General features: G+C 57.9%; 19 protein-coding genes. 3 read left to right on the plus strand and 16 right to left on the minus strand.

Annotated features, from left to right (window positions below; genetic code table 11):
• Positions 1–5: 5 nt before the first annotated feature.
• Positions 6–962, minus strand: coding sequence for an ABC transporter substrate-binding protein (locus tag K0H47_RS10480; protein ID WP_063030181.1), 957 nt, complete (start codon positions 960–962; stop codon positions 6–8).
• Positions 963–1,146: 184 nt separating this feature from the next.
• Positions 1,147–1,782, minus strand: a complete 636-nt coding sequence (locus K0H47_RS10485) for a hypothetical protein (protein ID WP_063030183.1) — start codon at positions 1,780–1,782, stop codon at positions 1,147–1,149.
• A gap of 384 nt (positions 1,783–2,166) precedes the next feature.
• On the opposite strand from K0H47_RS10485, the gene K0H47_RS10490 reads away from it, so the two are divergent.
• From K0H47_RS10490 to K0H47_RS10500, 3 genes are read left to right on the plus strand one after another with little or no spacing between them, the layout of a single operon-like run.
• A complete protein-coding gene (locus K0H47_RS10490; protein ID WP_219272534.1) occupies positions 2,167–3,711 on the plus strand; it encodes an efflux transporter outer membrane subunit in 1,545 nt (514 codons plus the stop codon).
• 28 nt (positions 3,712–3,739) lie between these two features.
• Entirely contained in the window at positions 3,740–4,927 is a 1,188-nt protein-coding gene (locus tag K0H47_RS10495; protein ID WP_093209950.1) for an efflux RND transporter periplasmic adaptor subunit, read from the plus strand.
• A 9-nt stretch (positions 4,928–4,936) separates the two neighbouring features.
• Positions 4,937–8,017: an efflux RND transporter permease subunit gene (locus tag K0H47_RS10500; protein WP_093209948.1), complete on the plus strand. Its 3,081-nt coding sequence runs from the start codon at positions 4,937–4,939 to the stop codon at positions 8,015–8,017.
• Here the strand turns inward: K0H47_RS10500 and K0H47_RS10505 are convergent.
• The 14 genes from K0H47_RS10505 to K0H47_RS10570 form a co-directional block, all read right to left on the minus strand.
• The gene (locus K0H47_RS10505) at positions 8,004–9,113 is read right to left on the minus strand and encodes a fimbrial protein (protein ID WP_219272536.1); all 1,110 of its coding nucleotides are present in this window, start codon (positions 9,111–9,113) and stop codon (positions 8,004–8,006) included. The two genes, K0H47_RS10500 and K0H47_RS10505, sit on opposite strands and share 14 nt — an antisense overlap.
• A 59-nt stretch (positions 9,114–9,172) precedes the next feature.
• Positions 9,173–11,608 carry a fimbria/pilus outer membrane usher protein gene (locus tag K0H47_RS10510; RefSeq protein WP_219272648.1) on the minus strand — a complete coding sequence of 812 codons (2,436 nt, stop codon included), beginning with the start codon at positions 11,606–11,608 and terminating at the stop codon, positions 9,173–9,175.
• 159 nt (positions 11,609–11,767) lie between these two features.
• Complete coding sequence (locus tag K0H47_RS10515; RefSeq protein ID WP_063030190.1) at positions 11,768–12,505, minus strand: molecular chaperone; 738 nt, start codon at positions 12,503–12,505, stop codon at positions 11,768–11,770.
• Between the two features lie 66 nt (positions 12,506–12,571).
• Positions 12,572–13,102, minus strand: coding sequence for a fimbrial protein (locus K0H47_RS10520; protein ID WP_063030192.1), 531 nt, complete (start codon positions 13,100–13,102; stop codon positions 12,572–12,574).
• Between the two features lie 275 nt (positions 13,103–13,377).
• Positions 13,378–13,962: a fimbrial protein gene (locus K0H47_RS10525; protein WP_093209944.1), complete on the minus strand. Its 585-nt coding sequence runs from the start codon at positions 13,960–13,962 to the stop codon at positions 13,378–13,380.
• A gap of 209 nt (positions 13,963–14,171) precedes the next feature.
• Entirely contained in the window at positions 14,172–14,651 is a 480-nt protein-coding gene (locus K0H47_RS10530; protein WP_257626646.1) for a histidine kinase, read from the minus strand.
• Between the two features lie 13 nt (positions 14,652–14,664).
• Positions 14,665–15,879, minus strand: a complete 1,215-nt coding sequence (locus K0H47_RS10535; RefSeq protein WP_219272537.1) for an EAL domain-containing protein — start codon at positions 15,877–15,879, stop codon at positions 14,665–14,667.
• 167 nt (positions 15,880–16,046) lie between these two features.
• Positions 16,047–18,197 carry an ATP-binding protein gene (locus K0H47_RS10540; RefSeq protein ID WP_063030200.1) on the minus strand — a complete coding sequence of 717 codons (2,151 nt, stop codon included), beginning with the start codon at positions 18,195–18,197 and terminating at the stop codon, positions 16,047–16,049.
• Entirely contained in the window at positions 18,197–18,823 is a 627-nt protein-coding gene (locus tag K0H47_RS10545; protein WP_063030202.1) for a response regulator transcription factor, read from the minus strand. Before K0H47_RS10545 ends, K0H47_RS10540 begins: the two co-directional genes overlap by 1 nt.
• Positions 18,824–18,979: 156 nt before the next feature.
• A complete protein-coding gene (locus K0H47_RS10550) occupies positions 18,980–20,152 on the minus strand; it encodes an EAL domain-containing protein (protein ID WP_063030204.1) in 1,173 nt (390 codons plus the stop codon).
• A gap of 165 nt (positions 20,153–20,317) precedes the next feature.
• On the minus strand, positions 20,318–21,226 hold the full coding sequence (locus tag K0H47_RS10555; protein WP_063030206.1) for a fimbrial protein: 909 nt from the start codon (positions 21,224–21,226) through the stop codon (positions 20,318–20,320).
• 14 nt (positions 21,227–21,240) lie between these two features.
• The gene (locus K0H47_RS10560) at positions 21,241–21,744 is read right to left on the minus strand and encodes a fimbrial protein (protein ID WP_093209935.1); all 504 of its coding nucleotides are present in this window, start codon (positions 21,742–21,744) and stop codon (positions 21,241–21,243) included.
• A 12-nt stretch (positions 21,745–21,756) separates the two neighbouring features.
• On the minus strand, positions 21,757–22,281 hold the full coding sequence (locus tag K0H47_RS10565; RefSeq protein ID WP_219272539.1) for a fimbrial protein: 525 nt from the start codon (positions 22,279–22,281) through the stop codon (positions 21,757–21,759).
• A gap of 21 nt (positions 22,282–22,302) precedes the next feature.
• The gene (locus K0H47_RS10570; RefSeq protein WP_219272541.1) at positions 22,303–24,891 is read right to left on the minus strand and encodes a fimbrial biogenesis usher protein; all 2,589 of its coding nucleotides are present in this window, start codon (positions 24,889–24,891) and stop codon (positions 22,303–22,305) included.
• Between the last annotated feature and the right edge of the window lie 28 nt (positions 24,892–24,919).

Genomic DNA, 24,919 nt, shown 5'->3' on the forward strand with positions numbered 1-24,919 from the left:
AGCGTTCAGGGCTGAATTTTGGCGACGGCAGGCTGCAAGGACGCCGCGAAGGAGTCGTCGAACAGCTTGGCTGCCGGGTAAGACTTGACCAGTCCCTGGCTTGCAAAAAAGTCCACGGTCTTTTGCGCCTCAACAGGCGATTGGGCCGTCACGGGTTCAACCGTCGTACGTGCCCGGGCAAACCAGGCGCGGGCAATGTCGGCATCTGCGCGGGTGCGCTTGGCCCAGGCATCGGCATAGGCGTCAGCGTTGGCCGGGCTTTGGCGAGTCCAGTCGCGGGCTTTTTTCAGGCGTTGGAGAAAATCACTGATTTGCGCACGTTTGCCGTCGACGGCCTGGGTGCTGGCAGCGATGAAGCTCTGGGCCGGGATCAGCCCTTCAGCGGTCGCCAGTACTCGCGCACCTTGGCGTTCCTGTTGGGTGACGTAGGGTTCCCAGGTGGCGATGACGTCAACGGAACCGCCTTCCAGCGCGTGGGAGGCATCCAGCGCGCTGAGGTAACGCAATTCCAGGGAGTCTTTTGGCACGCCCGCTTTATCCAGGGCGGTCAGCAGCAGTTGCTGGCTCCAGGAGCCTTTCCAGATGGCGGCGCGCTTGCCTTTCAGATCCGCAAGGCTGTGGATCGAGGAGTCCTTTTTCACCAGGATGGCTACGCCCTCGAGGTTTTGCTGGCTGATGGCAATCACCTTGATCGGCGCACCCAGCGCACCCATGAACAGCACGGGCGCATCACCGAGCAAGCCGATATCGAGGCTGTTGGAATTGAGGGCTTCCGCCACCGGAGACCCGGCGGTGAACTGCTTCCATTCAAGGGTATAGGGCAGATCCTCCAGCACCCCCGCTGCTTCCATCACGGCCTGGGCGTTGTAGCTTTGGTCTCCGACCACCAGCGTTTGCGCGTTCGCGGTCAGGCACAGCAGTGTGGCGGCCAACCCGGCCGCCAGTTTTTTCAGGTAACGCACGTTCGTCTCCAGATGCCTTCTCAAGCATTTAAAGTCGATCCGCGCGTGCGGTCTCGGCAGTGTTTATAGGTAATCCAGCTTGCCTATACGATGAAGCCCAGGATGCTGCGTGTAAAATACTGATTGCGCATAACCTAATTCGATAAAAATGCAAATAATGCATTTATCGGCGGCAGTCGGGAAATCAGTCAGGCCGCCAGTGTTCGCCTTTTACGTTGCCGATTCCCTTGTAGCCACCGTAGCCGTCAGGTACCCAGCCGCCACCGGCATTGTCGCCAGTGCCGATAAAACCGCCCTTGCCGTCGGATTCAAGCCCACGGCCACGGTTTTTCCCCGTGCCGATGTACCCGCCACGGCCATCGGATTCGTAGCCACGCTTGCGGTTTTCCCCCGTCCCCTCATAGCCACCCTTGCCATCGGACCTCCAGCTACCGCCCAAGGCGGTGTCTTCACCGCGGAAATAGCCCTTGCCGTCAGACTTGTAGTCTTCGCCATAGGCGGCGCCGTGCCCCTTGTAGCCACCCGCGCCATCCGGGCTAAACCTTTTGCCCAGGTTGTTGCCGGTGCCGGTGAGGCCGCCGTCATCGGCCGGGACAAAGCCTCTTCCAATATTGGTGCCAGTGCCCTTCAGCGACCCGTCTTTTTGCAGTTCGTAGTCGCCGCCCAGATTTCCCCCGGTGCCCCTTAGCCCGCCGTGGCCATCGGCTTCGTAACCGTTACCGGCGTTAGTACCGGTGCCAATGAAACCTTCAGCCGCCTGGGTTGAGGCGCCAAGACCCAACAAAAGAACGGTGAGCAGAATGCGAGAAGCTTTTTTCATGGTGAATCGACGTCCCTTTCGAGGTTAAAACGCGTTTATCAAGCGGGCACTTTAACTTCATACAGGTCATTCGCGGTAAGCCTCTATGCTTGATACCACCTGCGCAGATAGTCCCGAACCTCACCGAACCCCGCCCGATAAAGATTCCCTCTATTGGCGGTTACCGCAATCTTGAATTAACGTTCAATCCACCTGACCAACGCGACGTTACCCCAGTCAACCCGCGTCCTTCATGGGCCGGCCTGATGCACCGCCACTCATTGCTCAACCAAACAGTTAACCCGCTGATTAATCAGAGTAAATATGAAAGAGCAGCCTCGGCAGCTTGCATCGGCACCGCAACCAGTGGCGCATATACGCGCCCTTTTTCGACAACCACACCTTATGGCTCCCTTGAGTCTGCTGTGCATCGCCCTCGCGGGTTGTACGGTCGGGCCGGATTTCACGCGGCCCGATGTGCCGGCGAATGCCGATTACTCACGAGAGAAACTCTCTGCCACCGCCAAGGCCGATATCGACGCCGGCGGCGCCGCACAGCGGCTGATTGCCGGGATGGATATTCCCGGGCAATGGTGGACGCTGTTCCGCTCCCCGGCATTGAACGCGCTGGTGGAAGAAGCGTTACGTGCCAACCCGGATGTCACCGCGGCCCAGGCGGCGTTGCGCCAGGCTAATGAACTGGTCTATGCCGACCAGGCGTCGCTCTTCCCTTCCGTCAGCGGCAATGTGCAGAAGGCCCGCGAGAAAGTCTCAGGCGTCACCTCGGGCATCCCGGAGTCACCGATTCTCACGGTGAGTTCGGCGTCGCTGAGTGTGTCCTATGCGCCGGACGTGTTCGGCGGTACGCGCCGGCAAATCGAATCCACCTCGGCACAGGCCGAGTACGAGCGCTTCCAGCTGGAGGCGACGTATCTCACATTGACCTCCAACGTGGTCAATACGGCGGTCAGTCTGGCGTCGATACGCGATCAAGTCGCCGCCACCGAAGAAATCATCCGGATCCAGAGCGGCCAGCTCGACCTCCTGCAGGCGCAGCGCCGGCTGGGGGCCATCGGCGACACCGACGTGCTCACGCAGCAGACCGCACTGGCGCAAACCCGTGCCAGCCTGCCGCCCCTGCAAAAGCAATTGGCGCAGACCCGCAACCAGTTGATGGCCTACCTCGGCCGGTTTCCCAACCAGGACCGGGATGAGCGCTTCAACCTGGCCTCCCTGCACCTGCCGGAAGAACTGCCCCTGAGCCTGCCTTCGGCCATCGTCGGCCAGCGGCCGGATGTGCGTTCTGCCCAGGCGCAACTGCATCAGGCCAGTGCGAACATTGGTGTCGCCGTGGCCAATCAGTTGCCCCAGTTCAGCATTACCGGGTCGGTGGGCTCCACGGTGGCCAGCGGGACTAAATTGTTTTCGGCGGGCAGTGGCGTCTGGAGCCTGGCCGGGTCGATTACCCAACCGATCTTTGATGCCGGCGCACTGGAACATCGTAAACGCGCCGCTTTGGCCGCCTATGACGAGTCGGCAGCCCGCTACCGTGGCACGGTGATTGGTGCGTTCCAGGATGTGGCCAACGCGCTGCGGGCGCTGGAGGCCGACGCCGACGCACTCAACCAGCAGGTGGTGGCCGAGCGCTCTGCCCAAGCCAACCTGGACCTGGTGCAGGCGCAGTTCAAGCTCGGTGCCGTGGCCTACATCAACCTGCTTACGGCCCAGCAAACCTACCAGAACACCGTGCTGGCCCGCGTCAAGGCGCAGGCTTCCCGTTACAGCGATACCACGGCGCTCTTCCAGGCATTGGGTGGCGGGTGGTGGAACCGAACCGATGTGGACCCTGCCACCAAGGGCCGGCCTGATCGCTTCGGCCTGCCGTCGTGGAACGAGATCATGCCGGCCAAAAACAAGGCAGCGCCTGCCGATTCGGCACGGTTCGACTGAACTGAAATCTGAAACAGCGAGAACACCCATGGCTGACGTCATTACTGCCTCTCCCTTGCCACCCGAGCCCGGCACACCGCGCAAGCGTCGACTGTGGCGGCCGATGCTCATCATGATCGTGGTGGTGCTGGTGATTGTGGCGATTATTGCCGGGGTGAAGTTCGTGCAGATTTCGGCGCTGATCGCGCAGTCGAAAATGCCCAGGCCCGCCTCCGTGGTCACGGCCATGAAGGTGCCGTTCAGCGATTGGCAACCGAATGTCAGCGCCGTAGGATCGATGAAGGCGGTCAGAGGGGTGGATGTGACCACTGAAGTGGGCGGCATCGTGCGCACCATCGGCTTTACGCCGGGGCAAGAGGTGGCGGCGCAAGCGCTGCTGGTGCAGTTGAATGCCGACTCGGACATCGCGCAACTGCATTCCCTGGAGGCTACGGCTGATCTGGCGGTGATCGTCCTCAAGCGTGACAAGGCGCAACTGGCGGTCAACGCCATCTCCCAGGCACAAGTGGACACTGACACCGCCGACCTGAAAGCCAAGCTCGCTGCCGCCGAACAACAGCGCGCGCTGGTGGCGAAAAAGACCATTCGCGCACCGTTTGCCGGGCGCATCGGGATCACCAGCGTCAACCCGGGCCAATACCTCAACCCCGGCGACAAGATCGCCACCCTGCAGACCTTTGATCCGATCTACATCGACTTCACCGTGCCCCAGACCCAACTGGAGGCGATCGCCATCGGCCAGGGGGTTTCAGTGACGGCCGACGGCCTGTCCAATCAAACCTTCACCGGCAAGGTCAGCACCATCGACACCCAGTTCGACTCGACCACGCGCAACGTCACGGTGGAAGCGACCGTCGACAACCCCAAGCAAAGTCTCGTGCCCGGGATGTTTGCTCGCGCCGTGGTCAACTCCGGTGCGACGCAGCGCTACCTCACCGTTCCGCAGACATCGGTGACCTACAACCCCTACGGCACCACGGTGTTCATCGCCACATCGAGCAAGGACGACAAGGGTGAGGAAGTCCTGACGGCGCAACAAACCTTTATCAAGACCGGGCCAACCCGGGGCGATCAGGTGGCGATCCTGTCGGGCGTGAAGGAAGGCGACCTGCTGATCACCAGCGGCCAGATGAAGCTCAAGAATGGCTCGCCGGTGAAGGTCGATAACAGCGCCGCGCCGCTGAACGATCCTGCGCCGACTCCCCAAGAACACTAAAGGTGTCCCATGAAGCTTACCGATACCTTTATTCAGCGGCCGGTCTGGGCGATTGTGGTTTCGCTGTTCATCCTGATCCTGGGGCTGCGCTCGATCTTCGAATTGCCGGTGAACCAATGGCCGCGCACCGAAAATACGGTGGTCACCATCACCACCGCTTACTACGGCGCGGACGCGTCCACGGTGGCCGGCTTTATCACCCAGCCGCTTGAGTCGGCCATCGCCCAGGCCCAGGGCATCGACTACCTGTCTTCAACGAGCATCACCGGTGTCTCGACCATTACCGCCACACTGCGGTTGAACTACGACGCCAGCAAGGCACTTACCGAGATCAATACCCAGGTCAACTCGGTCAAGAACCAACTGCCGGCACAGTCCCAGGAGCCGGTGCTGACGGTGGCGGTCGGGCAGACCACTGACGCCATGTACCTGGGTTTCTACAGCGACACACTGGCCACCAATAACATCACCGATTACCTGGTGCGGGTGGTCAAGCCCAAGCTGGACTCGATCCAGGGCGTGCAAACCGCAGAAATCCTCGGCGGGCGCCAGTTCGCCCTGCGCGCCTGGATGGACCCGGACAAACTGGCCGCACATAACGTGACAGCCCAAGACGTGTCCACCGCCCTGGCTAACAACAACTACCTGTCTGCGGTGGGCTCCACCCGCGGGCAAACGGTGACGGTCGACCTGACGGCCGGCACCGATTTGCACACGGTGGATGAATTCAAGCGGCTGGTGATCAAACAGAAAGGCGATGCCCTGGTGTACCTGGAGGACGTGGCCACCGTCACCCTCGGCGCTGAAAGCTACGACAGCAGCGTGGCGTTTTCCGGCAAGCGTTCGGTGTTCATCGGCATCAAGACAGCGCCGACTGCAAACATCCTGACGGTGGCCGACAGCGTGCGTGAGGCCTTCCCCGAGCTGCAATCCCAGTTGCCCACCGGGGTACGCGGCGAGATCGTGTATGACTCCACGGCGTTCATCAACACCTCGATCTATGAGGTGGTGAAGACCCTGGTCGAGGCCATGATCATTGTGTCGGTGGTGATCTACCTCTTCCTCGGCTCGTTCCGCGCGGTGATCGTGCCGCTGGTGGCGATCCCGCTGTCCCTGGTCGGGACCTTCTTCATCATGTACCTGCTGGGGTACTCGATTAACCTGCTGACCCTGCTCGCCCTGGTATTGGCGATCGGTCTGGTGGTGGACGACGCGATTATCGTGGTGGAAAACGTCGACCGGCATATCAAGGAGGAAGGCAAAGGCGTGCTCGAGGCTGCGCTGGTCGCAGCGCGGGAACTGGGTGGTCCGATCGTTGCGATGACCGTGGTGCTGATCGCCGCGTACGTGCCCATCGGGCTGCGCAGCGGGCTTACCGGTGCGCTGTTCAAGGAGTTCTGCTTCTCGCTGGCGGGTGCCGTGACTGTATCGGCCGTGGTGGCGTTGACGCTTTCGCCGATGATGACGTCCCGGCTGTTCAAGACCGGGCAGGAAGAAGGTCGTTTCGCCCGCAAGCTCGATCAGTACTTTGACTGGTTGCGGGGGCGTTACCACCGCGTGCTCTCAGGGGGCCTGAACGTGTGGCCGGTGCTGGTGACGTTTGGCTTTGTGCTGTTCCTGCTGGTGGCCGCCAGCGGCATGACCGCCAAAAGCGAACTGTCGCCCACCGAGGACCAGGGGCTGGTGTTCATGCAGATCAAGGGTCCGCCCACCGCCTCGCCGCAGCAGATGGAGCGGATTGCCGACCAGGCTTTCCAGATTGCCAACAAAGAGCCGGAATACGCGCAGATGTTCCAGTTGACCGGGCTGCCGATCCTCAACCAGGGCCTGGGCGGTGTGCTGCTGAAAAACTGGGGCGACCGCTCGCGCTCCCAAGCTGAACTGATATTGGAACTCCAGCAAAAATGGAACCAGGTACCCGGCGCCACCATCGCGGCCTTCCCGCTGCCATCGCTGCCGGGCGCCCAGGGCTTGCCGGTGCAGTTCGTGATCACCACCACCGACTCGGTGGAAAACCTCAACGAAGTCGCACAGGCCGTGGTGGCCGAGGCACAGAAACAACAGCTGTTCTATTTCTCCGACATGGACCTGAAACTCGACAAGCCACAAGCCAAGCTGGTGGTGGACCGGGAAAAAATCGCCGCACTGGGCATGACCCAGGCCGACGTCGGTGCGGCGCTGTCCGCTGCACTCGGTGGCAACTACGTGAACTACTTCTCCACTGCCGGGCGCTCGTACAAAGTCATTCCCCAGGTGTTGCAGGTTGACCGGCTCAACCCGGACCAGATTCTCGATTACTACATCCGCACCCCATCCGGCAGCATGATCCAGGCGCGCACCGTGGCGCACATCGAAACCTCAACCCAGCCGGAATCCATCAACCACTTCCAGCAACTCAACTCGGCGACCCTGTCGGGTGTGAGTGGCGTGGCCCAAGGCGAACTGCTGGCGAAATTGAACACCATCCTCACCAACGTCGCACCCTCGGGCTACACCTCGGACTTTTCCGGCGAGTCGCGCCAGTTCATGCAGGAGTCCGGCGGGTTCTTCGGCTTGCTGATGTTCTCGATCCTGATCGTGTACCTGGCCCTGGCGTTTCAGTTCGAGAGCTTCCGCGACCCGGTGGTGATCCTGTTCTCGGTGCCCCCTGCACTCTTCGGCGCGCTGGCGTTTATCACCATGGGGTTTGCCTCGATCAACGTGTACACCCAGGTGGGGCTGGTGACGTTGCTGGGGTTGATCACCAAGCACGGGATCCTGATCGTGCAGTTCGCCAATGAGCTGCAGCGCGCCGGTCACAGCAAGCGTGAGGCCATAGAAGAAGCGGCCGGCGTGCGTCTGCGGCCGATCCTGATGACCACTGCGGCCATGGTGCTGGGCGTGGTGCCGCTGGTGTGGGCCTCCGGTGCCGGGGCTGCGGGGCGGCATGACATGGGCCTGGTGATCTTCGCCGGGTTGTCGATCGGTACCGTGCTGACGTTGTTCATGGTGCCGGCGATGTATATGTTTATTGGTTCAACGCACCATCAGGAGGTTGAACGGCCGGTCCCTGGCCAGGATGAGGAGCCAGGCGTGGTTACTGATAGATAATGGTGTAAGTCGCCACAGCGTTGGCTGAACCTGCTGTCACCGTGGCGGCCGTTTGCAAATAACGCGCGCTCAACGGGATGTTCAACGCCGTGGTGCCAGCGGCCAGCGGAAGGTTCAGCAACTGATTCTGGGACAGCGCCCAAGGCGCGCCTGAAGCATCAAGCACCTGTAGACCGACACCCGTCGCCGGGTCTGCACCCGCCGACAAGCTCAACACACCATGGGCGGCATCAATCGGTGTGTCGACCGGGTCCAACCGTAGGCTGAGGGTATTGGGCACGAGGGTGCCCGCACTGATGACCGCCGATTGCGAGCTTGTCGGGATCGAACTGGTGTTGCCGTAATAGCCTGGAAACCCCGGGCAACCCGTCAGGCTGATCATGAAGTTCACCGGCGTGCTGGCCGAACCTATCCCGCTGAACGACGCAATCTTGTTGGTGCCCATGGGTACGTTAACGTCCGAGGTCATGCAGGTCAGGGCGACGATGTTGATGCTGCCGGTCAGCCCCACTTTGTTGGCGACAGAGGTAGCGCTATTGGGAACAGAGAAATCCTGTTCCAGCGTACCCAGCGAACTGCCGCTGATTGTGCCCGTTCCCACTGGCCCAGTCTTTATCAGCACTATCCCGGTTGCTGGCGCAATCTTGAGGCCGGATATGAAACAGTCGGCGCTTCCCGACAATGCGCAGCCATTTGGAATCGCTGCCCTGACGGCAGCAGTTTGCACCGATGTTCCGTTAACCCAGGCGACACCAATGCCCGCTACGCCTGTTTGATAGACGAAGCTGGCGTAAGGTCCCGCGCTGTAACCGGTATTGGCCAACGTGCTCTTCAGCGTCAAAAGAGTGTTCAAGGTTGCCGCTCCACCGGTACTGAGACACTTGAAATCGGCGCCTGCACCGCTCTGATTGAAGTTCTGCTGATAGAGCACTGTGCCCACTGGCGCATCCCTCGGCACACTGAGGGAGCTGATCTGCAATGCGGTCGTGCCTACAAACCCCTTGTTGCCATTGATGTAGACACAATTGATCGCTTGGGCCGACTGCGCAAGACCACACAACAGCAGAGCGGCGATCAGGGAATAAAGCACCTTCATGGAATTACCTCTGCACGTATAGTTGACTGAAGACTGCACCGCTGCATCCGCCGCGTACCTCATGACCCAGCACTCAGGCACAGCGCGTTGCCCTTCAATATCTGACCCTGCTCTTTAAGGGCCGGCACTTTCAGCGTGCAGGTCTGACCACTCTCTTTACCCCAATTGACCAGCAGGCTTTGCGTGCCGTCCTTGATACGTGCATACAATTGCCCGCCCTGCCCTACAGTGCCTACCGGGTTACCTGCGTCATCCACCACGGTGGCACCGAACGGCAACGGACTCTGGTCCTTCAAGCGCACGTTCAACAACAAGGCCGTCCCGTGCACCGTGGCGAAGTCCACCGCTACCACGGCACCCGCCCGGGGGGCGATCTTCTGGCTGGTTTCGCTCAGCTCGACGTCCTGGGATATACCGTCCGGGTCGATAGCGACCTCGTTCAACTGATATGGCTGCAGATAGTTGATCACCGCCGAACCGTTGCCATCGAGCCGCAGGCCTGGATAACCCACCACCTTCGCGCCGGCCGCACCGGGGGCGCTGATTACCGCCATGGTTTCACCGGTGTAAGGCGTCAACGTCACACCTTTTGGATGGACCACAATCGTGCCGCCACCACCCAGGGACAGGCTGCTGTAGCCATCGCCTTCGCTGAGGGAACCGTTGACCCGGGCTTTGGAGCCCATGTATTGGCCGCTGACCGAAGTGTCGGCCGACTGGCTCGCGCCATCACGGTCTGCCGTCAGGCTGTAGCCGTATTGCTGATCTTCACCGGCACTGCCGCTCACGCTCGCCTGCTGGCTGTAGTTACCCTGGCTGTCGCGCGCCAAACGGCCCGAGAACTGCGGTGTATTGCTTGAGGACCCAAACCCGATCGGCATGCTCACGGTAAACAATTCAGTGGTTTGCATCTCGGCCAGGCCGGAGCGGCTGCGACTGAGGTTGAAGCCCAGGCTTACCCGCCCGATCTGTGTGGTGTAGCCCATCTGGTACTGGATATCCTGGCCCGGCTGGTTCCAGTAGTTCTCGGTAAACCCGCTCAACGACAAATGCCCCCAGTTGGCCAGGCTTTGGTCGAGGGACAGGGTCAGGCGACTGCGCGGTTGGCCAAACTGGCTGGTGTCGGTACCGTTCTGTTCCGCATCCCTGAACAGCACGGCGTTGTTGAAATCGAAGTAACCGCTGGTGGAAAAACGATAAGCCGCCAGGGAGAAGTTGCTGCCGGTGCTTTGGACATTCTCACTGAAAGACACGCGCAGGCTCTGCCCCTGCTGGTCACCGGAGCGCAGTTCGGTCTGGGCATGGGTCACGTCAACCCCGAAGGCGCCGATGGGTGTGCCAAATGCAATACCGCCCAGCACCGACAGGTAACCATCGCTGGCCTGGCCACCGGTATAACCGGTCAGCGAGTTGGCCAGGCCGTACTGGTAAGTGCCTTGCAGCAGCTCAACCTGTTTACTGATGTAGTTATTGCGGGTTTCACCGGCTGTCACGCTGAAACGTGAGGTGCCAGGACGCAGCAACTGGTTGACCGAGGCGTAAGGCACGATGAAGCTTTGCTGGGTGCCGTCGGCTTCCAGCACGTTCACTTGCAGGTCGCCGCCATAGCCGGTGGCATACAGGTCATCGATGACAAAGGCGCCGGGCGCCACCGTGGTCTGCAGCAAGACATTGCCGCCCTGGCTGATGGTGACCCGCGCGTTGGTGCGAGCGATACCGCGCACCACGGGCGCATAACCGCGCAGCGCATCCGGCAGCATGCGGTCATCGGTCGCCACCTCGACGCCACGGTAGGCCAGGGTGTCGAATATCTCGCCGCTGGTGTTAGCTTCGCCTACCGTCAGCTGGCTTTTCAAGCCTGTCAGGTCGCGTTGGGCAAAGGTGTTGATTTCCTGGTATTTGCTGCCAGTCAGGCTGTCCCAATTGAACGAACCATTGTGCCGCAACCGCCAGTCACCCACGTTCAGCCCCGCGTTCAAGCCGAGATATGCAGAATCGTCAGTGCCTGAAAGGGTTTTGTTGTGGTTGGCGTTGAAGTCATAGCTGAGCATCCCTGCGGTCACCCCGCGGTCCCATAATTCTGGGCTGACGTACCCTCGGGCGTTACGCCGCAAGGCCGCCTGCGGAATGCTGAAGTCCAGTTGCTGCGTGTCGGTGGAAAACAGCGCCGTGGCACCGTCAATCAGTTCATTGATGACCGGGCACGGGTCAGTCGCCAGCTTGGCAGTTGCCGTCGGCGACAGGGCTTCTACGTTTACGCCCATCAGCTCCAGCATCCGGGTGTCGACACAGACCCTGGGGGTCCTGCCCTTGGCGTCGGACACGATACGGATATCCTGACGCATGCTCAGGTTCGAGTTCACCAGAATGTCGGCACGGTACGTACCCGACATCACCGGGTTCCCGCTCTGGAACAGCGTCAGGTCAATTCCGCTCGAGCCTGCCGGGAGAAAAGAGTTATCGAACTGCACGTCTTCAGCCATGGCGTAAGGCATCAACAATGCACTGACAATCAGTAAAGTTCGGCGACCCCAAACCGGCAAATCGCTGGCGTGGGCGCAAGCGATTTCCGTCCGGCGCGCGCGCAGAAGAGACAGCGTAGTCATAAATTACCCGGACGACGGAGGGTGAAAAACGATTAAGGCCTGATAGGCCTAAGGCATGAGGGATTCGTGGGTAGGAACCAGAGCGCCGTAATCATTGATGGCGCTGTATTCAACTTTGGCGCCGGGTGCCGGCATCGACTTCAGGCCGGGCAAGGCAAAGATATGGGTTTCACCGGGCGCAATCATCCCCGCCTCACTCAGTATTCGCTGGCCGCCGTTAACCAGCACCAGGTCACTTTGTGAAACGTAAAACGCCGTTGGGTTATAGGCCTGCAGCCCATAGGTACCATTGGGTTGCGCAACAACCTTCCACTGCAGCGCCTCGATGGCCGCTGACGGTGTGCCAGGTAAATTCGCTGGCCGATAAAACACTTTGATTCGCGAGCGAAAGGCCATTTGCAGCATGTTTTGATCGCTGGTGGCCTTGACCGGAATTTCCAGCACATTGAGCCAGAACACAGACTCCTTGTCTGAAGCCAGCGCAGTACCGGTAAACATCAGGCGCAGGCTCTGCCCCTTGTCAGCATCAACCCGGGAGACCGGTGGCGAAATCACAAATGGCGCTGAAGAATTGCTTGGGGTGGACGCGGGATCACCGCTATCAATCCACGACTGAACCAGTACGGGCTTGGTGCCGTTGTTGTTAATCTTGACGGTGACTTCCTTTTTATCCGCCGGAAAAATCACACGGGTGCCGGTGATGACGACCGAAGACATCGCCTGGGAACAACCAAGCAAGGTCGCCATCATTACGAAGTAACGACACCAGGCTTTTTTACGCTGCATATCATTCTCTCCCGACATCGTCGGCGCATCTTCCAAGCCCTGGAAGATGCGCTGACCGCGCAGCTTTTACTGATAGTTGATCGAGTAGGTAACCGAACCCACGACAGTACCGGCGGTGGTTGCCGCGCTGGCAACGTACTGAACGGCGTACGGCAGCACGGCAGTGGCGCCGGTCACAGCGGTACGTGCAGTATTGGCGGTTTGGCTGGTATCACCGGCCTTGATCACAGCACCATTGGAGTCGAGCAACTGCAGTTGCACGCCAGTCGCATTACCGGTGTTGCGGATGTTCTGGGTGGTCGGGTCGACGCCCGCGCCGGCTTCAAATATCGCAGCGGCGGTCGCAATAGTGCCCTGGCAGCCGCTCAGGTTAATGGTGAAGTTGGTGGCACCAACAGTCGCCCCCGCGCTTGCCAGCGACGCAATCGAGAACGTCGGAAGCGTTACGGTGCCCACATTGCTCGTGCCATTGACCGACGTGGTGCAGGTTTGAGCCGTCAGTTGGCCACTGAAGTTGATAGTGCCATCGGAGGCTTGTGCAGCAGACATCACGAATGCGGAAGTCGCCGCTGCAAGAACGAGGTAAGTACGGTTCATAAGTTGCCTCAAAATCATTAGTTGGATAAATGCCTGGCAGGCCACTCGCAATTGCAATATGGCGGTGCGTTGTGCACAGAGTGAATGATGTTTCTTTTGGTGAAACCCTTCAAATTGAAAGGTCCTGCAACAGCCTCGGAAATTTCCTACCAGAGTTAAGACTCTTCCGAAGGCTTGAACTTTCAATTCGTATAAGTGCAGCCAAACGGCTCTTTGGTTGAAATGGATATATCAAAGACTTGATCAGCGGTATCGCTCTCAAGTCCTTGTGGGTTTTAGTTATAGGCGATGGAATAGGTAACCGAGCCCACGACGCTGCCCGGCGCAATAACATCGTTGGCGATGTACTGGACGCCGTAAGTCATCACGCCACCGTTGCTGGCGAGATTGGTAATGGCCGGGGTACGCGGTTGTCCCGGGTCACCGGCCTTGATCACATCGCCGCCGGAATCAAGCAACTGGAGCTGCACGCCGGTGGCACCACCGGTGTTAATAATGTTCCGGGTGGTGGGATCGACGCCTGGGCCGCTCTCAAAGTAAGTGGACGCCGTCTTGCCAATCACACTATTGCCCGTCAAGCCTTGTACAAAGTCCTGGATGGAATTACCGGTGCCGCATGCACTCAACCCAATGGTGAACTGGGTTCTGCCGGCGGTAGCGCCTACGGCGCCGAGGGCCGTGATGCCCAGTGTCGGCAGCGTGACGGTGCCCATGTTGCTGCCACCGTTCACACTGACGGTACACGTCTGCCCAATCAGTTGGCCTTTGAAGTTAACGGTGCCATCGCCTGCCTGTGCAGCCGGTATCACGAAGGTCGACGTCAGCGCTGCGAGCGCGAAGATGCGGTATGTGCGCGTCATAAGTTGCCTCGAAAGGTTAAAACATCGTTGATCGAAATGCTCGGCGAACCGTTCACTGCTTCGCTGTGACTGCGCACCTTGCATGCAGTGAATAATGTTTTTTCCGGCCAACCCCTTCAACGTTAAAGGTCCCTTTGCAATTAGGGAAAATTCCGACTGAAGCAATGACATTTCCAGTACCGTTAGTATTTTTCGTGATACACCTGTAACTAAACAGACACCCGCTGCTTGCCGTAAACCTCATGCAACTCGACCTTGTCGATAAAGCCCATTACTTGCTTGATGGCCTCTCGGTCCGGCGGGCAAGGCAACTCAAAGCGCATCGACGATGATGACGACTCGATAGTGGAAAGCACCTGCAGCGTATTGCCCTGGTAAACCAGTAAATGTTTGATTGCCGGCGAACTTCGTACTAGCTGCTCAAGCACTTCGCCTGCGTTTTCCAGCACAACCTGATGAATAATCAGCAGGTCAAACGGGCATAACGCGTTATCCAGTATCACCAATAAATCCCGGAATGATGTCAGCGGGGCAACACGACTGTAGCCAAGTCCCGACAGGTTCTTTTCTATGCTGACTAACCTGGATTGTTCTTCGTCAACTAACAAGACACGCAACTTTGGATTCACCATGAAACACCCTTCTTGGCCCACGAGAAAACTGAACACCCAGTAAGCATTCAGCCGCATTGATGGCCTGTATTCAGACGTTGTTGATCGACGCGCGCTGCGAGTCCAGCCACAACAGCAGCCGATTGGCGCTCATAGGCCGCGCACAGAGATAACCTTGAGCGTGCACACAGCCCAGCTTGATCAATGACTGGCGCTGCTTTTCGGTTTCGACACCCTCCACCACCACCGACATGTTCAGCGCCTCACCCAGCGCGAGGGTGCTGCTGACAATGGCGCGATTGGCGGCGTTAGTATCGAGGTCCTGAACGAAACCGCCGTCGAGCTTGATCTCGGTAAACGGCAGTTGGCACAGGCGCTCCAGGGAAGAGAAGCCCACACCGAAATCGTCGATGGACAATCCGGCGCCCATCATCCGCAAACGGATCAGGCTCTCCAGCACCGCCGGGGAAGTTTCGAGCAAACCGCTTTCGGTAATTTCAAAGGTCAGACAGGACGCCGGTACCTGATAGCGTTCAATCAACAGACTAATGCCGGTGACCAATTGCGGATTGCTGAACTGCTCTGCCTGCAGATTGAATGCAAGGTTCAATTGGCGACCGGTTGCCAGGACTTCCTGCCACACCATCAAGCCCTGTTCAAAGAGCGCGAAAAACAGATCGTCCATCAAATAGAAGCTGTTTAACAACGGCAAAAAGTCGCCAGGCGACAACAAGCCATAGCTTGGGTTGTCCCACCGAGCCAAGGCTTCCAGGCTGTCGACCGCACCAGTGACCAGATTGAATTTTGGTTGAAAAAACGCCTTGAACTCATTATCCAGAATCGCTCTTTTCAATTCGGACTGAGTAAACCACTTCAAATTGATCGAGTTGGAAACGTCGGTCCTGCGCACGGCAACCGACTCCAGGAAAGCACCGACCATCGGGCCCAACTCACTGGCGCGCACGGGCGTATCGACATACCCCAACACTTTCACGCCGTGCATCGACAGCATCCGGTCCAAGGCCCCGTGCAAGTTCGCCGGGTACACACTGCAAATGATCAGTGCCTTCAGGAAGCCCCCACGGCTGAGGTCCTCGATCACAGACAGGCCCTGGGTGCATTGCAGTTTCAAGCTGCACAACACGATATCCACCGGGCCAGTACGTGCCAGCATCTCCAGCGCGGCAGTCCCGTCAGCCACCGCCGCCACGTCTTCACAACCGAGATCCTGAAAAACGCGGGTGGCGATAAGTCGTTTGAAAGGCTGTTCTTCGATTACCAGAACGCGTATCGGTAGGAAAGACATGGCGGCTTTTACACAGGTGGTGGGGACAGGTAAATTATTGCGCCCCGCCCCCGCCGTGTATTTAGGATTGCTCCTAATGGCCTTTGGAAAAAACCTACACGCTCAATGGAAATTTCCTGCTCATTCGGAAATTTCCGAACCTCCATCCCATCGGGTGTGACCCCATTTCACACCAGGGCAATCAAGGCCGCTTTCAGTGAGATCATGGCTTGCTCCAAGGCCAGGGTGGCGGCAGTCAGTTGGGCAGGCGTTGCCTCTTCACAGGCCGCCTCCAACTGCGCACAACGAATCAGCACGTTCTGCGCACCGACAATCCGGCCGCCGCCCTTTATCCGGTGTGCCAGCGTTGCCAGCCCTTCGACGTCCTTGTTCGCATAGCATTGCATCAACACGCCCATGTCCTCTTCCAGGCTGAGCGCCAGGTTCTTGATGATGGTGTTCACCGACTCTTCGTCGCCCCGCGCCAATTGAATCAGCGAGGTCAGGTCAAGGTTGATCCCCTGCCCCACCATCGCTATTGGCGCTTCATTCGGATGTATCAGTGGCTCGATGACAGTCAATCGGGCACTCAGTTCTCCGAGCCGGATGGGCTTGAATAGGCAATCGTCCATTCCGGCGTTCAGGCACCGCTGTTTCTCCTCCGGCTGGGCATTGGCGGTCAAGCCTACGATCACGCAGGGTTTCGAGTTTTGACGCTGCTCTTCGTCACGGATGGCGCGGGCCAGGTCGTAGCCATTCATGATGGGCATATGGCTGTCGGTGATCACCACGTCATACGCACCCTGGCGCCACGCTCTCAGGCCATGTGCACCGTCCTCCGCATCACTGACGTCATGCCCCAGGTAAGTCAGCTGCTGGGAAAGCAGCAGGCGGTTCGCCGGATAGTCGTCGACCACCAATACGCTCAAGCGTTTCGCACGCACTACCGGTGCTATCGAATCCACGATCGGCGGACCAAGGCTCTCAAGGACTGGCAAGCGCAACGCAACATCAATACGGGTACCGCGGCCCAGCTCACTGGACAAGGTCAACTGCCCGCCCATCATCTCGCACAACTTGCGGGAAATGGCCAAGCCCAGCCCGGAGCCCGTACGCATGGCTTCCGCTGGTTGGCCGACTTGGGTGAAGGGGCTGAACAACAGGGCCTGATCCTCCGGCGAGATGCCAATGCCGGTGTCGATGACACTCATCGTCAGGTCCAGCTCGGAGCCGGCCACAACCGGTGTGCAGCGCAGGAAAAAACGCACCTGGCCTTTAACCGTGAATTTGATCGCGTTACTCAGCAGGTTCGACAACACCTGCTTGACCCGCATGGCGTCGACGAGCACGTCGCAGTCGGCCTGGGGGTCGAGTTCAATCTGCAGTTCGAGAAATTTTTGCTGTGCCACACCGTCGAAGATGCGCGCGACCTTGAGTACCTCGTCATGCAAATTCGCTCTTTTCGGGGCCAGCGTCAGTTGACCTGATTCGATGCGCACGATGTCGAGGATATCTCCCAGCAAATCCACCAGACTGTTGGCCGAGCTGGAAGCAATGTCCAGTGACACCCGATCGATAATGCCTTGCTCGGCGCGTTTGGTGGCCATTTCGAGCATGCCCAGCACCGCGTTCATGGGCGTACGGATTTCATGGCTCATGGTCGCCAGGAACAAGGTCTTGGCGTTGTTGGCGTCGTCCGCTTCTTTTTGCGAGGCCTTCAACTGAATCATCAACTGCTCGCGGTCGCTGACATCGACCCATCCCGCAATCACCCCGACCGCTCGCCCCCGCGAGTTGAAACACGGGAAAATCCAGTAGAAAAGCGCCAGCGTTTCACCGTAGGGCGCCACCAGGCTACCGCTGCCGATCATCGGGATGCCGTCGCGCACGACCCGCAGGTAATGCTCATGGTACTGCCGGGACTCGGACAGCGGCATCAACTGCAACTCGGTAATTGGCTTGCCAATCACCTGGTCCAGGTCCATGGAAAGGAAGTCCAGGTAACTGTCGTTACACGCGACCAGCCGGCCCTCATGATCGCGGATGAACACCGGCCGCGGGACGTTATCAAGCATCAGGCGCATGTTGGCGACAAAGGTTGCCAGGACCCGGCGCGGGTCATCGGCCCTGCGTCGCCACAGCATCACCGCAAGGTGCCAACAGATGATGGAACCCACCCCTGCCAGCACCATGCCCCAATAGAGCGTGGATTTACCCTGGGTACGGAACACCATGTCGAGTTCGAAGTCGGAAGTCCCTGCGATGTGCGGTTCGGCGTGTACCAGCATCGGCAACCCGACCATCAGCAGCGCAGCAACAATCGTTTTGGCGGACTTCATCAGATAATACTGTTGCGCTTGGCCACTTCCGAAAGTGACACGACGGATGTCACTTCAAAGCGCTCCAGCAGTCGCGTCTTGTACGTGCTGATGGTTTTATTGCTGAGCAGCATGGAGTCGCCGATTTCCTTGTTGCTGAGACCCAGGGCAAGGTGCTTGAGGATCACCAGTTCGCGATCCGACAGGTTTTCGATCACCCGCGCTTCATTCATTTCGACGTCACTGCGACGAACCGAGCCGATCGCCAGGTTGGGGAAATGCGTGTAGCCGGACATCAGCACTTTGACAGCGCGACGCAAGTCGTCCAGGTCGTCGATTTTCGAGAGGAAACCGGCAGCACCGGCACTCATACAACGCTTGAGATACAAACCTGCTTCCAGGGACGTCAGTACCAGGATTCGCGTGGCGATATTCAGATCGACGATGCGCCTGATGACTTCCAGCCCATCGAGCTTGGGCATCGAAATATCCAGCACCACCAGATCCGGCAACTCCTGACGTGCCTGTTGCACGGCGTCGGCACCGTCGCCCGCTTCTACCACCGTTTCGAAACCTTCCTGTTTCAAGACCATTTTGACCGTCGCCCGAACTATCGGGTGATCGTCCACTACCAGCGCCTTGCGCATATCTATCTCACTTATTCTGTTTATCTGGACACAGATCACGAAACGAGAAGGCGTAGAGGGAGGCAAGCGACTACACCGGCAAAGTCTAGTCCAACCGCACCTGAACAATGCAGGTTATTTTGCCCTTCGCGCGTTGTGATTTTCAGATTGACTGAGTCATTCCAGCCACTCTTTCAAGCGGCGTGCACTCATGGGTTTGGCCAAGTGAAAACCTTGTGCAAAGGTCCCGCCCATGGCGAAGGCCTGGTCACGTATTTCTTGGCTGCTGACACCCTCGATCACCAGGTTGATATCCAGCGCCCGGGCCAACGCAATCGTGCTGAGCATCATGGCCCTGCTGTGCAGGTCGGACAAATCCTGCACCACCGAACTGTCGAGTTTCAACTCCTGGAAAGGCAACTGGCACAGCAGCGTCAACGAGGAAAATCCTGTGCCAAAATCGTCGATGGACAAGCCACATCCCAGTAGCCGCAAACACAGCAAACTTTTCTGGGTGGCCACCGACATATCCAGCAGGCCGTTTTCGGCCAACTCAAACATCAGTGCGCAGCCGGGTAGATCGTGCTCGATCAACGCGTTTTCGATGTGCAGCGCCAAATCGAAACGGGCCAATTGCGAGGCGTGGAGGTTGAACGCAACCTGCAGCGTGATATTACGTCCACGTAGGGCAACCAGGAGCTCAAGGCCCTGGGCGAAAACCTGCTTGAACATCTCGTCGATCAGATCGTACGCCAGCACTGCCGGCAGGAACTCACCGGGCAGTAACAAACCACGGGTTGGGTGTTCCCAGCGCGCCAACGCTTCCACGCCGCACAGGGCTCCGGTGCGCAAGTCGAACTTGGGCTGGAACCACGCCTTGAACTCTCGCGCTTCCAGGCCCTTTCTAACCTCGGACTCGGTAGGCAACTTCAAGGAGTCCGGGGCCAGCAACGGTGCGAAGGTTTTGTGCTTGATGTAATCACGCAGAATCGAGCTCAAGTCATGCAGGGGCGCGTCAGGCCCCATCACGCCGATCAGCCTGAGCAGTGAAAACTGATTGATACACTCCACCGCGCGCAAAAACTGAGGCTCAAGCGTCGAGCCTAAAACCAGCGCATTGACCAGGTGTGCCCGTCCTGCGGCTAACAGGAAATCGAAATAGCCACGTTTCTCGTGGCTCAAGTCGCAGATGACAATGTCCACGCCTTCTGCACGGGTGATGAGGTCCAGGGCTTTGTCACATTCGGCTGCATGGAAAACCGCGCGCACACCCAGCTCCGCCAACATCTGAGTAATGGCTTTGCGGCGTGGCAGGCGATCCTCAAGTACGAGGATTCTTAAAGAAATCATGTCGGTACAGGCCTTGTTTTCGTTGCGGCCATGCTGCCGTCTTTATTGACGAATTACGAAAGCCGTTTTCCTGCATATCGCACGGAAATTTCCGAGGATATGGCAGAAGGCTTTTATTCGTCGGACTGGACACCATGGGTCCATGGCCCTGCCTGTAGAAGGCGCCTACTGATAAACGAACGTAACGCCGATAATGGACTGCACATTTCCTGCGACTACCTGCCCACTGGTCCTCGCGTAGGAGGCCGTCATCCCAAGTTCCACGGGACTGACCCCTACTGAACCCATTGAGATACTGTTGTTGGTAGCAATCACGCCATTGCGGTTAGATAGCTGCACACCAATTCCTGCTGCGGGGGAGATGGAAGCCGTATTGCTGAAGATTGTGTTGGCGCTGTCTGTCGTCGGGCCCGTCAGGTAATAGAACAGATTTTGGTTTTGCGCACAGTGCACGTTCAACGGGACTGCCGCTGTTCCCGGGTAATCAGGAAGGGTGACGATTACATCGTGCGATGAGACATCACAGCCTCCCGTGGGAACAACAACTGTGTTATTGGCATAAATATTCCAAGTATATATTTCATCTGCGATGGGAGGTGTGTTGAACTTCGTCATTCTGATGACGGCGAGCATCTGCCCGGCATTAACAGCGATTCCAGCGGCGTTGGCACCGATAACTTTTAAATAGAGCATGGTATTCCATGGCTCGGGCGTGCCCCACGTATGGTTGACTGTCTTGGTGGCTGAGTTAATAGGGAAATTATAGGGCGTTCCATAATAGCTTATGCTGCCTGTAAGATTATTGAGTGGCCCAGTGTACTGGCCGGAAGTAATAGCTACAGGGTCGAGAAAGCGGGTAGGGTCTAAGTTCATGCACGAGATGTTTTCGCCGAGGTTGACGACGAGATTCCCTCCTACTTGAACGGACGGGTCCAGATTTACATAGATGTTGGAGACGTTGGAAGAGTCGGGAACTGAAATAACTCCGTTCGCATAGCACAAAAAAGCATTGGCACTGGTTGAAAGCCCCAGGGTTAGTAACAGCACTAGCACGGCGCTGATTTTCATCTTCATTTGTCACACCTTTACTAGGAGTATGTATACGTAACGTTAATCATGGCTTGAATACTGCCTTGCTTTGCATTGCCATTAACGGATAACGCACGCACCTGTAGCGACAGGCTCGCTGACTGCTTCGACTCATCTACATGGACGGTAGTCGAGCTGCCATTATTCAAATTGTTGCCGTTGGTATCCTGCAACTCCAGCTGAAGATTGAGCGCGTCGCCCTGGTTCTGGTAATAGCCGGTGTCGTCAGCGACGCCTGTAAATGTCGCTGTTACGCTTGATGTTCCCACCGGGCAGTTAGTCAAACCCAGCGTCACCGGGTACCAGCCTGAACTTGATCCTGCCTGACTGAAATCAGCGGCAAACAGGTCTCCCAGAGCAACGGCTGCCGGTGGGGTTGAGACCGTACAAGGTTGCGCTACAACTCGCCCATTGACCGTAATGGTCACGTCTGCCGCATGGGCGTTGATGATTCCGGCAATCAGTAATAATCCTGCTAACAGGGTTGTCTTCATAGCGTTCATTCCCAGCCTCCTTTATTGGAACTCGAGCGTGAAATTGGCAGTCGCATTCACGACTCCCGCCGTCGCAGGGGAATGGGTCGCCATCAGGCGCGCATAAAAATTCAGGGTATTTGATTGGCCCGCGATCAGGTGCGTCCAGCTGAGGGACTGTTCAGCGGTGTTTAAAGGGATCGCCTGTTTGTCACTGTTCAGTATCTGTATGCCCATACCGCTGGCGGCATTAACGCCATCGTCAATTTTAAGCAGTGCGATATTGTCATTGTCTGATGTGCCACTGTAGCCAACCCTGACGCCAGTCGTTGAGCCACCGCATTTATCAAAGACTATCGTGAAGGGAACAGGAACAGTCGTCGTCCCCACATGATTGAGTTGTTTGGCCGCATTGCTCATCAAGTCCACAGTAAAGTCTTTGGAATCGACCGACACGGAACAGGAATTGTCTTTAAGGTAACCGGTGATAGAAATGCTAGTGTCCGCTGCATAAGATTGATTCGCGAGGCACGGCATCAGGCACAGGATACGAAGGTACTTTTTCATGGCTGGAGCATCCTGGTTTGATTACTGGCACGTCGCCGAGGCATAACTCAAGGCTTGCGCCAGGCTGTCGGCCGGCAGGCTGTACGTTGCGGTACAGCGATCGTTCGTACCGTCCCCCCACTTCACGTTTACTTGCCCTGTCGGCGACAGTCCGGTCAGATAGACTTGGCCACCTTCGGCAACAATGCTCCCCAGCAAGCCCTCGTCGTATGAGGCGATTGAGCCGAATGGCACCGGCTTGTCGTTGTGGGTCAGCGTCATCAGGACTTTCATCCCGACACGGGCTTTAAAATCAGCACGCACGACGGCCCCACGCGTCGGCACGACGCTTAATATCGGGTCTTCCAATTCAATGTTATTGGCCAGCGAGTTAGTGTTCAGGGCTATCCGGTTCTCACGATAATCCGTCGCATACGGGAGCACGGCATATCCCCTCCAGTCGGTGCGTATGCCGGTCTGGTTTTCGACGGCGACATGCTCTGCCCCCGGTACTTTTATCAGCACCATGGTGTCGTTCAGCGGCTGACTGAAGGTCACGCCATCCGCGTGCGCCAATACGCCACCGCTGACGCCGTAATACACCTGGCTGTAGTTGTCACTGGTGCTGTACCCGATATTGGAGTTGCCGTAGGGGCCGCGATAGTTCAGAGAAGTGTTGCCGGTTTTCGAAGCGCCTTCGACACCACCACTGGCGTATCCGGTTTGCACGCTGTAACTGAGGTTGTGATCATCAAGCAGCGTGCCATAGAGCCCCGCCGTACTGGTGTTCCGACCTTTTAAATCACTGGCTGTATTGAAGCTGGCATTGGTGTTTTTAAAGGATGAGTGACTGTCTGAACGCATCCAGTGGCTAAAAGGAATACTGATATTGATCGCCAGCAACTGATCTTTATTGTCCGCCCAGGCGCTCTTTGTCAGGCTGTAGCTCACCCCCCAACTGATGTCTCCGATTGTGCTGTTGTACCCGAGTTGGAGTTGTTCGTCCGACTGCCCCGTTCCCCAATAGCTCTGTTGGCTACCGGTTAAATACACCGTAGACGTCTTGCCCACCTGTTGCGTCAACGTGGCCTGGAAGCGACCCCGCTTGCTGTAGTTCAGATTGTAGGCATCCGTGATTTGCGGCGTTATTTGAACCGGTTGATTCTGGCTGACCACCGTGAAGCCACTCATCTGGCTCCATGCCGTGTCAGCCAGGGTGTAGAAATTTTTCGTCGAGTAGCGGTAGCCCAACAGTTGCAGGTTGGTCCCCCACTGGTTGATGGACTTGTTGTAAAGAAACCGCAGGGACTGCCCTTGGTGTTGAGTGTCGTCAGGCAATATCGCACGGGCCTCCGTCAGGTCGGCCGATATCGCACCGAGGTCGCCCAGGTTCTTGCCCAAGCCAATGGCCAGGGCGTGATAATTGTTCGAGACCTGCGTGCCTCCGAAGACTGTCCAGTCATGAGGCAAACCCCAGAATGCAGTGCCCTGAAGAAACTCCGGCGTGTGTTGCTGCGCATTGCCGCTGCGATACTGCCCCCCCGTCATCGAATACTTCAGTTGGCCTTCACGCTCCAGCATCGGCACAGATGAATAAGGCACCGTGAACGATTGCGTTGAACCGTTAGCCTCTACAACCGTGACCTGTAAATCGCCGCTGGTGCCTGGCGCATAGATGTCGTTGATGGTGAAAGCACCGGGGGGCACGGTGGCCTGATAGATTTCATACCCATTCTGTTTCACCGAAACCTTGGCTGTGCTGCGCGCGATGCCGCGCACAACGGGTGCAAAGCCTCGCTGACTGTCCGGGAGCATGTTGTCGTCCGACGCAATTTGAGCGCCGCGGTAGTTAATGCCATCGAAAATGTCGCTAGCGGTGAAACCGTCACCCAGGGTCAATCGGCTGTGCCACGAGGAAATGCCCCGCTCCACATAGGTGTTGGTGTGTTGCCACTGGTTCTGCGTCACGCCCGCGCCGTGGCTGTAGCTCCACGTAGTGGTGTCCCTTAATCGCCAGGCGCCCAGGTTGAGGCCGCTTTGCAGGCTGAGGTATGAATAGTTGGACACCCCGCCCTGCTCGCTGCGCACTTCGCTGCCGGTGTAGTTGTAATTGAGCAATCCCGCGGTAATGCCGTCATCCCATAGATCTGGCGAAATATACCCACGGGCCTGGCTACCCATGAATGCCTGGGGAACGCTGAGGTACAAGCGTTGCAGGCCAACGTCAAATCGGCTGGACGCATCATTGATAAACCGGGTGAATGGAACACAGGCGGTGCTCTTCATGGCAACGACATCGGGCAATGCGAGCGTATTGACGCCAAAGGAAGACAATTGAGAACGCGTCAGGCACGGTTCCAGTTTCTGCCCATCGGCGCTTTTATCAAAGGCAACATCCCGGGTCGCCATGTACCCATCGTTCATATAGATGTCGACGCGGTAAGTGCCGGGAGGCGCCTCCAGGCCTTTTTCAAAGCCGGACAGATCCGCGACTGATGCAGGATCATCGGACAGGAATCGAGGATTGAAATAGTTGTCTGCTCGCGCAGAAAAAGCGGGGCCTACCAGAAGCAATGCCAAGGGTGACAACAGTAATCGTTTAAGTGCTGATTCCCGGGTTCCATTTTTCATTTTGCGTTATCGCCAGTTCCATAACCCA

Origin of the sequence: Pseudomonas sp. Xaverov 83 (genome assembly GCF_019352905.1) — a bacterium.
GTDB classification, from domain to species: domain Bacteria; phylum Pseudomonadota; class Gammaproteobacteria; order Pseudomonadales; family Pseudomonadaceae; genus Aquipseudomonas; species Aquipseudomonas yamanorum.